Below are 12,823 nucleotides of genomic sequence, written 5' to 3'. Positions count from 1 at the left end.
ACTCCTTTCGCGGGCATGGCCCAGACCCGCCCGCTCCCTCGGCCATAGCAGATTTGCGGGGGGTGGGAAAAGGAGGAACGCCCGGCAAGCGAAGGGGGCAGCGGATGGACCGCCGTCACCCCCGCCAGGAGCCGAGCAGCACGTCGAGGAAGCGCGCCGCCATCGGAGAAAGGATCGCGCCGTGACGGCGAACGACACCGATGGTCCGGGAAATCCTCGGGTGGCCCAGCGGCAGGGTCGTGATGATCGGATGGCCCGAGGACGGGGTGGCGAGCTGGGGAAGCACCGCGATGCCCAGCCCGGCCTCCACCAGTCCAAGCGAACTGGCGAGATGCGTGATCTCGTAGGACCAGTCGAGTTTCAGACCGTGCTGCGCCAGGGCATTGTCGATCAGCGCCCGGTTGCCGCTGGTCCGGCCGACGGTGATGACCCGGTGTGCCGTCAGCTCCTCCCAGTTCACCACAGTGTGCGAGGCCAGCGGATGATCGTGCCGGCAGGCGACGACGAAGGGATCCTCGGCCAGCGGCGTGAATTCGATGTCCGGGTGCGAGGTGCCGATGAAGTTGATGCCGAAGTCGGCTTCTCCGCGCGCCACCGCCTCCAGACCCTCGTTGGCGCCGAGATCCAGGATGCGGATGCGGATGCGCGGGAACGCGGTGCTGAAGCGGCTGATCGCATTGGGCAGGAAGTAGAACACCGCCGTCGGAACCGAGGCGATGGTGATCTGGCCGCCGCTCCTGGCGCCCAGATCGCTGATCCCCAGCAGAGACGTCTCGAACTCGTCGAGAAAGCGCCGGACCTTCGGCATGAAGTCGCGCCCCACCATGGTCAGGGCGACATGGCGGGTCGAACGCTCGAACAGCGCCACACCCAATGTGTCCTCCAGCTTCTGGATGCGGCGGCTGAGGGCCGGTTGCGACAGGTTCAGCAACTCGGCGGCGCGATTGAAGCTGCCCAGTTCGGCCACCGCGATGAAGGCTTTCAGATCGACCAGTTCAAAATTCATGTCCGGTTCCGCGCGCCCCAAATTAATGCGTGAAACGGAATAATACCGAGAATCATTGCATTTCACAAATACGGTTCGCAGACGGAATATCGGGGCATCGGCTTTCTTCGCCTCGGCGAAATCAAGAGAAACCAAGCGCCATGACCCATCTGATGAACCGCCAGATCGGCATTCCCTGCGTGATGATGCGCGGCGGCACCTCCCGCGGGCCGTTCTTCCTGGCGTCCGATCTTCCCGCCGCTCCGGCGGAGCGCGACGCCCTTCTTCTCTCCGTCATGGGGGCAGGCAACGATCTGGGCATCGACGGCATCGGCGGCGGCAACCCGTTGACCAGCAAGGTCGCCATCGTCGGCCCGGCCAGCAAGGCCGGTGCGGACGTGGATTATCTGTTCGCCCAGGTGCGGGTGCAGGAAGGGGTGGTCGACACCTCGCCCAACTGCGGCAACATGCTGGCCGCCGTCGGCCCCTTCGCCATCGAATCCGGGCTCGTCCCGGCCACGGACGGCGTCACGGTGGTGCGCATCCACAATGTCAACACCGGCAAGCTGATCGAGGCGCGCATCCAGACCCCCGGTGCCCAGGTGGTCTATGAGGGCGACGCCGCCATCGACGGCGTGCCCGGCACCGCCGCCCCCATCCATCTGGCCTTTCTCGACGCCGCCGGCGCCAACACCGGGCGGCTGCTGCCCACCGGATCGCCGGTCGACCTGATCCACGGGATCGATGGAATCCATGGGGGGATCCATGGGGGGATCCATGGGGGGATCGAGGTCTCCTGCATCGACGCCGCCATTCCGGTGATGCTGGTCCGTGCCGCCGACCTCGGCAAGACCGGCTACGAGCCCGTCGACAGCTACCGCGCCGACCGGGATTTCATGACCCGGCTGGAAGCGCTGCGCGTCGAGGCCGGCCGCCGGATGGGCTTCCGCAACGCCGCCGGCATGGTGATCCCCAAGCCGGTCCTGCTGGCTCCGCCCACGCGCGGCGGGACGCTGTCGGTGCGCTATTTCATGCCGCACGAGTGCCACCGGGCGATGGCGATCACCGGTGCCGTCGCCACCGCGACCGCCTGCACGATCCCCGGCACCGTGGCCGCCGCACTGGCCGGACGGCTCGACCTGCCCGGCGACGTCACCTTCGAACATCCGGCCGGACGCCTGACCGTCCGCCTTGAGGCGGGCGCCAACCAGGGAGCCCCCGTCGCCGGCATCCTGCGCACCGCGCGGCGGCTGTTCGAGGGAACCGTGTTCGCACGGCCCTCGACCCCGACGCGGGCCGCCATGGCGGCCTGATCACACAGCACAAAACAGGAGGAAACGCCATGCGTCTGCAAACGGGAAACCATACCCCGGCGCCGGCCAAGTCCAAGGCGATCTACAAGGCCCTCTATTTCCAGGTCGTCGTCGGCCTGACCCTGGGCATTCTGGCCGGCCATTTCTGGCCGGACATCGGGGCTTCCCTGAAGCCGCTCGGCGACGGGTTCGTCAAGCTGGTCAAGATGATGATCGCGCCGGTGGTCTTCTGCACCATCGTCAGCGGCATCACCAGCCTCAACGACACCCGCGAGATCGGCAAGACGCTGGTCAAGTCGATGGCGCTGTTCTACGCGCTGACGGTGGCCGCACTCCTGATCGGGCTGGCCGCGGTGCTGATCATCGAACCGGGCGTCGGCATGCATGTGTCGCCGTCGTCGCTCGATCCCTCGGTGGCGGCGCGCTTCGCCAAGCAGGCGGCGCCGGTCGGCTTCACCGACTTCCTGCTGCACATCATCCCTCATTCCTTCTTCGGCGCCTTCGCCGACGGCGAGGTTCTGCCGGTGCTGCTGATCTCCGTCCTGGTCGGCTTCGGGCTGACACGGGTCGGCGAGGCCGGCGAGCCGGTGGTCAAAGGCATCGAGTCCTTCTCCCACGTCCTGTTCGCCGCCTTCGGCTTCATCATGAAGCTGGCCCCGATCGGCGCCTTCGGCGCGATGGCCTTCACCGTCGGCAAATACGGCATCGACAGCATCGGCTCGCTCGGCCTGCTGATCCTCACCTTCTACGTCGCCTGCGGCGTCTTCCTGGTGGCGATCATCGGCACGCTGGCCCGGCTGCACGGCTTCAGCCTGTGGAAGGTCCTGCGCTATTTCCGCGAGGAACTGCTGATCGTGCTCGGCACCTCGTCCTCCGAACCGGTCCTGCCGCGCGTCCTGCAGAAGCTGGAAGCGCTGGGCTGCAAGAAGGGCGTCTCCGGCCTGGTGCTGCCGATGGGCTACTCGTTCAACCTGGACGGCACGGCGATCTACCTGACCCTGGCCTCGCTGTTCATCGCCCAGGCCTGCGACATCCATCTGTCGGCCGGCCAGATCTTCGCCATGCTCGGCGTCATGCTGCTGACGTCCAAGGGTGCGGCCGGCGTCACCGGCAGCGGCTTCGTCGCCCTGGTCGCCACCCTGACGGTGATGCCGGATCTTCCGGTTGCGGGAGTCGCCCTGCTCGTCGGCATCGACCGCTTCATGTCCGAAGCCCGCGCCCTGACCAGCATCATCAGCAACTGCGTCGCCAGCATCGTCGTCTCGATCTGGGAGAATGCCTGCGACCGCGAGGTTCTGCAGCGGGAGCTGAACCAGGGCGACGCCGCCGTCGAACGGTCGCTGGCGGGGACCGGCGAGATCCCGGTCATGCAGATGAACGCCCGGGCGCCGGCCCATCCGTCGCCCTGATCCCGTCCGGGGGTGCCTGACAAGGCACCCCTTGGGAATAAGAATGGTTCGCATATTGAGGCCGGTGCAGTTATACCGGTGTAACCGGCATCCGGGGCGACGGCTCCCCGGGTGCCGGTTTCCTTGCATCCGGCAGCCCGCGCATCCGTGACCTTCCCCCGCCACCCTCCCCTTCCCGACGACATCCAGTCCTGGCGCGCCCGATGACAGGCCCGGTCGGCACCTGGGCGCGCCGGATCGCGGAGCTGTTCGACGCGCATCGGCTGCGGGTGGAGCGCGCCATCGCCCGGCGGACCGGCGATCCGCAGACGGCGGGCGATCTGGCCCAGGATGCCTTCCTGCGGCTGGCCCGCCTGCCCGATGGCGAGGCGGTGCAGAATCCAGCCGGTCTGCTCTATGTGGTGGCCGACCGCATCGCGCTGGACCATTGCCGCGCCGCCAGGCGCCAGCGCCTGCGCGAGGCCGGCCCGCCCGACGAGGAACTGCCCGCCGCCGGCCCCGGCGCCGACGCGGTGGTGGAGCGGACCCAGACCATGGCCCGGCTGCGCGGCGCCATCGATGCCTTGCCGCCCAAGACCCGCGAAGTCTTCCTGCTCTACCATGTCGAGGGGCTGCCCTACCGCGCCATCGGCGACCGGCTCGGCATCTCGCCGCGCACGGTGGAGTATCATCTGCGCACCGCGTTGGAACAGTGCCGCGCCCATATGAAGCGGCGCCCCTTGCGATGACCCGCGAAGACCCCTTGCCGGCCCGTCATTTTCTTTGAGGGATCCGTGTCCCTAAACCGTCTTTCAAAACACAGGACAACAGGAGCGTTCAGCGAGACGCGATGGATCATCGGGATGGACAGGGCAACGCGCCGGCGGATGGCGGAACGGATGAGGACCGGCTGTTCTCGGAGGCCAACGCCTGGTTCTTCCGCCTGCAGTCCGACGACCTCGGCCCGGCCGAGCGCGCCGTCTTCGCGGAGTGGCTGGCGCGCAGCCCGGCGCATTTCCGAGCCTGGACCGACGTGCAGACCCTCCTTGAAGATCTGAAGGAGCCTGCCCGCGCCGCCTACGCCGAATCCCGGACTGCCCCCTCCCGCCGGTCCGCGGCGGCCGGTGTCCGGCGGCTTGCCGCGGCGATGGCGGTCCTGCTGGCGGTCGGCGGCCTGGGCGTCTGGCGCGGGCCGGCGCTGTACCAGAATGCCGTGGCGGATCAGGTGACCTCGGCCGGACAGCGGCGGAGCCTGACCCTGCCGGACGGCTCCACCGCCGACATGAATGGCGACACCGCGCTTGCTCTCGATTTCAGGGATGGCGAGCGGCGCGTCCGCATTCTTCGTGGGGAGGCATGGTTCCGCGTCACCCGCGATCCCGACCATCCCTTCGTCGTCGATGGCGGGGCGGGTGCCGCCCGCGTCCTGGGAACCCAGTTCAGCGTCCGGCGCGAGGATGACCGCACGACCGTCACCGTCGGCGAAGGGCTGGTGGAGGTTGCCGCCCTTCGGAACGCCGACAACCACGCCCCCTGGTCCGACAGCGTCCATCTGCATCCGGGTGAAAGCGTGGAGGCCGGGCCGCTTGGGCTGAGCGGTCCGCGCGCTGCGGATCCCGCCGTCGCCTTCGCGTGGCGCCAGGGCCAGATCGTCTTCCGCCAGCAGTCGCTCGCCTCTGTCATCGCGGCGCTGAACCGGCAATGGCCGGGCCGCGTGGTCCTGCTGAACGACGACGCGGCCGGGCGGGTCGTCTCCGGCGTTTTTGCGCTCGACCGGCCGGATGCCGTCTTCGATGCGCTGGAGCGCGGCCTCGGCATCCACGCCACCCGCATCACCCCCTACCTGACCCTGCTCCGCTGAAAAAAGTCCCCAGATCAAAAAATGCAGGCGACCTGAAAAAACTTCCCAGGGATCTCCATCCGCCCGTCGTCATGTCCGGGAAAGAAGAGAATGAGACGCAGTCGCAAAAGGCGGCACGGTCTCTCACCGGATATCAGAGGCGAGCGATGGCAGTGGCGAAGTTTGGCATGAAGGGCGGATGTCGCAGCAACGTCCGGGGCGGACCGTTCGGCCGCGTGTTCCTCGGGCGGCTGCTGGCGACGACGGTGTTGATCGCGCCGGGGTTTCTGTTGTCCGGCGTCCCTGCGGCAATGGCGCAAACCAGCCCGGCCGGCGCGGTGACCTTCGCCATCGCGCCGCAGTCGGTGGACGGGGCGCTCGCCGCCTTTTCCGCCGCCACGCGCATCCAGGTGCTGACCCCCGGCGCCGCGACGCAGGGCGTCAACTCCCCCGGAGTCAGCGGTTCGATGAGCGCGCATGAGGGGCTGAACCGCCTGCTGTCCGGCACCGGTCTCGCCGCCCGCTTCCTCAACACCGACACCGTGACGGTGGAGCGCGTGGCCGCCGGCGGCGCCGTACAGCTCGACCCCGTGCTGATCGAAGGCAACCGGGGCACCGCCGGCCCCGGCGCCCTACCCCCGGCCTATGCCGGCGGTCAGGTGGCGCGCGGCGGGCGCATCGGCGCGCTGGGCAACCAGGATGCCATGGACGTGCCCTTCACCGTCACCGGCTACACCGCCGAGACCATCCGCAACCAGCAGGCGGAGACGGTCGCCGACGTGCTGGCCAACGACCCGGCGGTGCGCAGCACGCTCGGCTACGGCAATTTCGCCGAAAGCTTCGTCATCCGCGGCTTCCAGCTGGCCGGCGAGGATCTGTCGGTCGACGGCCTCTACGGCACCGCTCCGCGCCAGATCGTCGCCACCGACATGTTCGAGCGGGTGGAGGTGCTGAAGGGCGCCAACGCCTTCCTGAACGGTGCCGCCCCCAGCGGGTCCGGCATCGGCGGCGGCGTGAACCTCGTGCCCAAGCGGGCGGAGGACGAACCGCTGACCCGGTTGACCGCCAGCTATGCGATGGACAGCCGGCTCGGCCTGTCCGCCGATGTCGGCCGCCGGTTCGGCGACGCCAAGCAGTTCGGCGTGCGCGTCAACGCCGCGGTCCGCGGCGGCGACACCGCCATCGACGACGAGAAGCGGACGCTGAAGCTCGGCTCGCTGGCGCTGGACTATCGCGGCGACCGCGCCCGCGTGACGCTCGATGTCGGCACCCAGACCCAGCGGGTCGAGCAGGGCCGCCCGGTGGTCTATTTCGGCAGCTTCGTCCCGGCGGTGCCGTCGGCCTCGCAGAATTATGCGCAGCCCTGGACCTATTCGCAGATGCGCGACAGTTTCGGCCAGATCCGCGCCGAATACGACATCCTGCCCAACCTGACCGCCTATGGCGCCTTCGGCATGCGCAGCATGCGCGAGGACGGCGACTATGGCTCTCCCACCGTCACCCGCCCCGACGGCACCGGCACGGTCAGGCGCCTGACCGTTCCGCGCGAGGATTTCACCAGCACCGGCCAGGCCGGCATCCGGGCCGACCTGCACACCGGCCCGGTCCGGCACCAGCTGAATGCCGGTGCCTCCGCGCTGCGGACGACCAACAACAACGGCTTCGAATTCGGCACGACCACCGCCATCAACCTTTATCATATGGTCGGACTGCCGCGCTCGGCGACGACCTCGGCCAGCGGCATGGTCGGCGACCTGCCGAAGGTCAGCGAGTCGGTGCTGCGCAGCGTCTACGCCTCCGACACGCTGTCGATCCTGGACGACCGGATCATGGTCACCGCCGGCCTGCGCCAGCAGAACATCCAGGTCCGCGCCTTCAACCGGGCCAACGGCGCCCGCACCTCCGACTACGACCAGTCGGCGCTGACCCCGGTGGTCGGGCTGGTGGTCAAGCCGATCAAGGAGCTGTCGCTCTTCGCCAACCGGATCGAGGGGCTGGCCCAGGGACCGACCGCCCCGTCCACCGCGGCCAATGCCGGAGAGATATTCGAACCCTACCGCTCCGTCCAGTACGAGGTCGGCGGCAAGCTGGATTTCGGCAGCTTCGGCGGCTCGCTGTCGCTGTTCCAGACCACCCAGCCCAGCGGCGTCACCGACGCCTTCACCCGCCTCTACAGCGTGTCCGGCGAGCAGCGCAACCGCGGCATCGAACTGATGCTGTATGGCGAGCCGGTGCAGGGCGTCCGGCTGCTCGGCGGCGCCACCGTCATCGACCCGGAGCTGACCAATACCGGCAGCGCCGCGACCGAGGGCAAGGACGCCGTCGGCGTGCCGCGCCACCAGTTCAACGCCAACGTCGAGTGGGATCTGCCTTTCCTTCCCGCCTCCTTCCCCGCCGTGACGCTGACGGGGCGGGTGATCCACACGGGATCGCAATACCTCAACACCGCCAACACCCTGAAGATCCCGAGCTGGACCCGCTTCGACGTTGGCGCGCGGATGATCGCCGACGTCCGGAACCGTCCGGTCACCATCCGGGCGGCGGTGGAGAACGTGGCCGACAAGGCCTATTGGGCGTCGGCCTATGGCGGCTACCTGAGCCAGGGCGCCCCGCTGACGGCCAAGCTGTCGGTGTCGGTCGATTTCTGAAGGCGGAGCCATGACGGCGGCATGAGGGGTGCCCGATGACCAACCGAACCATCCGGATCTGGACGCTGATCCACAAATGGACCAGCCTGATCTGCACGCTCTTCATGCTGCTGCTGTGCCTGACCGGCCTGCCGCTGATCTTCCACGACGAGATCGAGGCGCTGACGGCGGAGAACAGCCTGCCGCCAATGCCGGCCGAAACGCCTCTGAAGTCGCTGGACGACGCGGTGGCCTCGGCACTGGCAACCTATCCCGGCGAGCGGCCGCTGTTCCTCAGCTTCGATGAAGACCGTCCGGTGGTGAATGTCACGACCGGTCCGGGTGCCCGCCCGCCGGTGGCGCAGATGCACATCTCCGCCATCGACCTCCGCACCACGCGGATCCTGGCCGATCTCAACGACGACAAGGGCTTCATGCATGTGATGCTGCGCCTGCATGTGGACATGTTCGCCGGTCTCCCCGGCGAGCTTTTCCTCGGCTTCATGGGCTTCCTGCTGGTCCTGGCCACCCTGTCGGGGGTGGTGCTCTACGCCCCCTTCATGCGCAAGCTCTCCTTCGGCACGGTGCGGGCCGGACGCAGCAGGCGGCTGAAATGGCTCGACCTGCACAACATGCTGGGCATCGTCACGCTGATGTGGGTGGCGGTGGTCGGGTTGACCGGCGTCATCAACACCCTGTCGGTGCCGCTGGTCGCCTATTGGCGTGCCAACGAGCTGGCGGCGATGATCGCCCCCTACCAGGGCAAGCCGATCCCGGAGCGCTTCGCGTCCGTCGACGCCGCCGTCCGCACCGCGATGGCGGCGGCCCCCGGCATGCACCCGCAATTCGTCGCCTTCCCCGGCGTGCGCTTCTCCAGCAACCACCATTACGCGGTCTGGCTGAAGGGAGCCACGCCGGCCACCAACCGGATCCTGACCCCCGCCCTGATCGACGCCGAGACCGGCGCCTTCACCGACATGCGCTCCATGCCCTGGTACATGCTGGCGCTGCGGCTGTCGCAGCCGCTGCATTTCGGCGACTATGGCGGGTTGCCGATGAAGATCCTGTGGGCTGTGCTGGATGGGCTGACCATCGTCATCCTCGGCAGCGGCCTGTATCTGTGGATCGCCCGCCGCCGCACCGCGCAGGACCGGACCGCCGCCGGTCCCGGCCTGCGCCCCGCCGTCGGCGAGGCTGCGGAATGAAACCGCGCGCCCCCCTCCCCTTGCCGGCGATCTTCGGCATTCCCGCCGCCATCGCGCTCGTCACCGCCGCCGGGCTGGTCACCGCCTTGCTGGACGACGGCCTGGAGGACGCCCTGTCCTGGGCAGCCCTGTCGGTCCCCGTGCTGGCCGCCGTCTGGTCCTGGCGAAAACGCGAGCGTTGACCCGCCGGCATTCCGGACGCTCACCCGACCGTCATGCCGGACCGGCTGTGCGTCCCATTCCCGCCGTCTTGCGCAGCGGCGCCGGGACAGGCAATCGACCGCAGATCGGCGACCGTCCGGCAGCCGAGCAGGGCCAGCGTGCGGTCGAGTTCGTCCCGCAGGATCGCCAGCGCGTGCTCCGCCCCGGCCTGTCCGCCGGCGGCAAGCCCGAACAGCGGCGCCCGGCCGAGCAGGACCGCCGACGCCCCGGCGGCCAGCAGCTTGGCGGCGTCGCTGCCGCGCCGCACGCCGCTATCGGCCAGCACCGTCATCCGGCCGCCGACCGCGTCCACGATCCGCGGCAGCACCGCAAGCGGCGCGGGCGCGCTGTCCAGGTTGCGCCCGCCATGGCTGGACACGACGATGGCCTCCACCCCGGCTTCGGCCGCCAGCAACGCATCCTCTGTCGCCAGCACGCCCTTCAGGATCAACCGCCCCGGCCAGCGGCGGCGCAGCTCGGCCACGTCGCCCCAGCTCACCCGATCGCACAGCCGGATCGGGTCGTGGGATCTGGCCTCGGTGATGCGGGTGCGGAACTGCGGCGGGTAATGGGCGTAGCCCGGCCAGCCGCCATCGGCCAGCAGACGCAGCAGCACGCCGCCCAGCCAGGCCGGATGCCGCGCCACGTCCAGTGCGCCGCGCAGGGACGGCTTGACCGGCACGCTGAATCCGTTGTGCCGGTTGTACTCGCGTTTCGGCGAGACGGCGGTGTCCACCGTCAGGATCAGCGTGTCGACGCCGCAGGCGGCAACCCGGTCGAGCAGGGCATGGGTCAGGCTGCGGTCGCGCCAGACATAGAGCTGGAACCACAGCTCGGCCCCGGCCGCGGCGATGGCCTCGATGCTGGTGATCGACTCGGTCGAGACGCAGAAGGGAATGCCGGCGGCGCGGGCGGCCTGCGCCAGCAGCACCTCCCCGTCATAGCGGACCAGACCGGCGGCGGCGGTGGGGGCGATGACGAACGGCATTGGGCGGTCGCGGCCGAACAGCGGCACGCCGGTGTGGCGTCCGCTGCAATCGACCAGCACCCGCGGCGTCAGTTCGGCCTGGGCGAAGCTGTCGCGCAGCCGGCGCAGGGCCGTTTCATCCTCGGCGCCGCGGTCGATGTACTCGAACAGGCCACGCGGCAGGAAACGGCGGGCGCGCAGCCGCAGCTCGTCGATGTTCAGGCATTCCTGGGAGGTCGCCATGGGATCGCCGCCTTCCGCGGGATGGGGCGGCTATCGCGAATAGCTGCCGAACTTGTGGACGGAGATGGAGGCCGCGGCCACCTGGACATGGCGGGCGAGCTCCCGTTCGACCTGCTCGGGCGTCCAGCGCGTGGCCGGGACCGAGATGCTGAGGCCGGCCACGGCGCGGCCATGCTCGTCGGTGATGGCGGCGCCGACGGAGATGTCGCCCATCACCGTCTCATTGATCAGCAGGGCATAGCCCTTCTCCCCCGCCTCGCGCACGCGGGCGCGCAGCCGGTCGGGATCGCAGACGGTGAAGGGGGTCAGCGGGCGCAGGTCGGTGCGGGCCAGGATCTCCTCCCGCTCCTCTTCCGACAGGCGCGACAGGATGGCGGTGCCGGACGCCGTGTAATAGGCGGGCAGGCGGCTGCCGACCATGAATTCGATATTGACCAGATGCTTGCCGGGGAAGCGGGCGACGAAGACGATCTCGGCGCCGTCCAGCTCCTGCAGGTTGGTGGTCTCGCCGACGCTGCGGCTGATGTCCAGAAGGTAGGGGAAGGCCTTCTCGATCAGCTCGTTGGCGCGCAGGTAGTTGTAGGAGAACTGCAGCATCCTGGGCGTCAGCGCATAGTTGCGCGTGCCGTGGACGCGGCGCAGATAGCCCAGGACCTCCAGCGTATAGACCAGCCGCTGCGCGGCGCTGCGGTCCAGCTTCGCCGCCCTGGCGATCTCCGACAGCGGCATCTGGCGATGCGGCCCGTCGAAGGCATGCAGGATCTGGAAGGTCTTTTCAGTCGATCCGACGAACAGCGAGGACTCGCGCGGATCGGCCTTCCTGCCGTCCGGCTCCGCAACCGTCGCCGACGCCTCTGCGTGCGTCGGGAGCGCCTGCTCTGTTTGCGTCACGGACGCCTGCGCCTTTGGCGTCCGTCCTGCTGTCCGCGTCATCGGCAATCCCTCAAGACAGTCTCCATGCGGCCGGCTCAGGGTCCGGCACATCCGCGCTAACGCATAGCATCCGGCGAACCGAATGCCACGCGCCGCGCGGTTGCGATCCATCATACCGGCTGGGCAGCCGGCATTCCCTCATAGGTGACGAGCAGGCGCGACAGCTCGCGCCGCAGCGACTGTTTCAGCGGCTCGGCCGGCTCGCGCAGCGGCGCCAGCATCGCCGGGGCCTTGACGCCGACCAGGTCCATCACCGCCTTCATCGGGCCGGGGTTGGTCTCGGCGAAGGCGAGGTTCATCATCGGGATCAGCGTGCGGTGGTTCTCCAGCGCCTTGTCCAGCTTGCCGGTGGAGGCGAGGTCGTGGATCAGCCGCCATGCCCGCGGCAGCAGGTTGGCCGTCACCACGATGCCGCCCCGGGCGCCCGCCGCCACATGCAGCGGGAACAGCGTGTCCTCGCCGCTCAGCACCGCGAAGGACAGGTCCACCCCCGCCACCGTGCGCAGGAAATGGTACATGTCGGTGTTGCAGGCCTTCATGCCGACGATCCGCTCGTGCCGCGACAGCTCGTGCAGGATCTCCGGATCGACGGCGATGCGGGTGCGGTAGGGGATCTCGTAGATCAGGATCGGCACCGGCGATTCGTCGGCATAGCGCAGGAAATAGTCGCGGATGCCGGCCTGCGTCGGGTTGGTGTAGTAGGGGGTCAGCACCAGCAGCCCGTCCACCCCGGCCGCCGCGAAATCACGGCCGGCGGCCAGCGCGTCGTAATAGCCGGTGTCGAGCACGCCGGCGATCACCGGCCCGCGCTTCTCGCCCGCCTCTGCCATCGCCTCGACCGACAGCTCGGCGAAGCGGATGCGCTGGTCCTTCGCCAGCGCGCCATACTCGCCGGTGCCGCCGAGCGGGACCAGCCCGTCGATGCCCTGGCGGAACAGCCAGGAGAACAGCGCCTTGGAGGCCGCCACGTCGACGGTGCCGTCAGCGGTGACCGGCGTCGGGGTGGCGGGCAGGATGCCGCGAAGCTTCGAGGCGTTCAGCATGTCTGGTCCTTGGAAGAAACGGAGGGTGAAAGCGGTTGGAGTGTCGGGATCAGCCGGCGAGGCTGCGCCGGCGCAGCC

11 protein-coding genes are annotated in these 12,823 nt (G+C 69.0%); 7 read left to right on the top strand and 4 right to left on the bottom strand.

Translation table 11 applies throughout. The features are described from left to right. Nucleotides 1–115 precede the first annotated feature (115 nt). The gene (locus tag I71_RS09590; RefSeq protein WP_042694282.1) at nt 116–1,006 is read right to left on the bottom strand and encodes a LysR family transcriptional regulator; all 891 of its coding nucleotides are present in this window, start codon (nt 1,004–1,006) and stop codon (nt 116–118) included. Nucleotides 1,007–1,146: 140 nt separating this feature from the next. Here I71_RS09590 and I71_RS09585 point away from each other — a divergent pair, with 140 nt between their 5' ends. The 7 genes from I71_RS09585 (at nt 1,147) to I71_RS09555 (ending at nt 9,540) form a co-directional block, all read left to right on the top strand. Beyond that, entirely contained in the window at nt 1,147–2,298 is a 1,152-nt protein-coding gene (locus tag I71_RS09585) for a 4-oxalomesaconate tautomerase (protein WP_085940705.1), read from the top strand. Nucleotides 2,299–2,327: 29 nt separating this feature from the next. Continuing rightward, nucleotides 2,328–3,707, top strand: coding sequence for a C4-dicarboxylate transporter DctA (gene dctA, locus I71_RS09580; protein WP_042694280.1), 1,380 nt, complete (start codon nt 2,328–2,330; stop codon nt 3,705–3,707). A 203-nt stretch (nt 3,708–3,910) separates the two neighbouring features. Next, nucleotides 3,911–4,435, top strand: coding sequence for an RNA polymerase sigma factor (locus I71_RS09575; RefSeq protein WP_042694278.1), 525 nt, complete (start codon nt 3,911–3,913; stop codon nt 4,433–4,435). A gap of 101 nt (nt 4,436–4,536) precedes the next feature. Then, complete coding sequence (locus I71_RS09570; RefSeq protein ID WP_042694276.1) at nt 4,537–5,547, top strand: FecR family protein; 1,011 nt, start codon at nt 4,537–4,539, stop codon at nt 5,545–5,547. A 167-nt stretch (nt 5,548–5,714) separates the two neighbouring features. Then, a complete protein-coding gene (locus tag I71_RS09565; protein WP_244433733.1) occupies nt 5,715–8,174 on the top strand; it encodes a TonB-dependent receptor in 2,460 nt (819 codons plus the stop codon). Between the two features lie 35 nt (nt 8,175–8,209). After that, a complete protein-coding gene (locus tag I71_RS09560; RefSeq protein ID WP_042694274.1) occupies nt 8,210–9,358 on the top strand; it encodes a PepSY domain-containing protein in 1,149 nt (382 codons plus the stop codon). Then, entirely contained in the window at nt 9,355–9,540 is a 186-nt protein-coding gene (locus I71_RS09555; protein WP_042694273.1) for a hypothetical protein, read from the top strand. The genes I71_RS09560 and I71_RS09555 overlap by 4 nt, the downstream gene beginning before the upstream one ends. Before the next feature lie 20 nt (nt 9,541–9,560). Here the strand turns inward: I71_RS09555 and I71_RS09550 are convergent, their stop codons facing one another. The 3 genes from I71_RS09550 to I71_RS09540 form a co-directional block, all read right to left on the bottom strand. After that, nucleotides 9,561–10,769: an alpha-hydroxy acid oxidase gene (locus I71_RS09550; RefSeq protein WP_042694272.1), complete on the bottom strand. Its 1,209-nt coding sequence runs from the start codon at nt 10,767–10,769 to the stop codon at nt 9,561–9,563. A gap of 30 nt (nt 10,770–10,799) precedes the next feature. Then, nucleotides 10,800–11,660: an IclR family transcriptional regulator gene (locus I71_RS09545; RefSeq protein ID WP_042694271.1), complete on the bottom strand. Its 861-nt coding sequence runs from the start codon at nt 11,658–11,660 to the stop codon at nt 10,800–10,802. A gap of 152 nt (nt 11,661–11,812) precedes the next feature. After that, nucleotides 11,813–12,745 carry a dihydrodipicolinate synthase family protein gene (locus I71_RS09540; RefSeq protein WP_042694270.1) on the bottom strand — a complete coding sequence of 311 codons (933 nt, stop codon included), beginning with the start codon at nt 12,743–12,745 and terminating at the stop codon, nt 11,813–11,815. Between the last annotated feature and the right edge of the window lie 78 nt (nt 12,746–12,823).

The organism is Azospirillum sp. B506, from assembly GCF_000333595.1.
GTDB lineage: Bacteria > Pseudomonadota > Alphaproteobacteria > Azospirillales > Azospirillaceae > Azospirillum.
Note: the sequence above shows the minus strand (reverse complement) of the source record. Positions and strands in the feature narration are given on the sequence as shown.

What these genes read in the sequence shown, in the direction of transcription:
- I71_RS09590 (WP_042694282.1), bottom strand. Translation starts at nt 1,006, where the DNA reads ATGAATTTTGAACTGGTCGATCTGAAAGCCTTCATCGCGGTGGCCGAA.
- I71_RS09585 (WP_085940705.1), top strand. Translation starts at nt 1,147, where the DNA reads ATGACCCATCTGATGAACCGCCAGATCGGCATTCCCTGCGTGATGATG.
- dctA (WP_042694280.1), top strand. Translation starts at nt 2,328, where the DNA reads ATGCGTCTGCAAACGGGAAACCATACCCCGGCGCCGGCCAAGTCCAAG.
- I71_RS09575 (WP_042694278.1), top strand. Translation starts at nt 3,911, where the DNA reads ATGACAGGCCCGGTCGGCACCTGGGCGCGCCGGATCGCGGAGCTGTTC.
- I71_RS09570 (WP_042694276.1), top strand. Translation starts at nt 4,537, where the DNA reads ATGGATCATCGGGATGGACAGGGCAACGCGCCGGCGGATGGCGGAACG.
- I71_RS09565 (WP_244433733.1), top strand. Translation starts at nt 5,715, where the DNA reads ATGAAGGGCGGATGTCGCAGCAACGTCCGGGGCGGACCGTTCGGCCGC.
- I71_RS09560 (WP_042694274.1), top strand. Translation starts at nt 8,210, where the DNA reads ATGACCAACCGAACCATCCGGATCTGGACGCTGATCCACAAATGGACC.
- I71_RS09555 (WP_042694273.1), top strand. Translation starts at nt 9,355, where the DNA reads ATGAAACCGCGCGCCCCCCTCCCCTTGCCGGCGATCTTCGGCATTCCC.
- I71_RS09550 (WP_042694272.1), bottom strand. Translation starts at nt 10,769, where the DNA reads ATGGCGACCTCCCAGGAATGCCTGAACATCGACGAGCTGCGGCTGCGC.
- I71_RS09540 (WP_042694270.1), bottom strand. Translation starts at nt 12,745, where the DNA reads ATGCTGAACGCCTCGAAGCTTCGCGGCATCCTGCCCGCCACCCCGACG.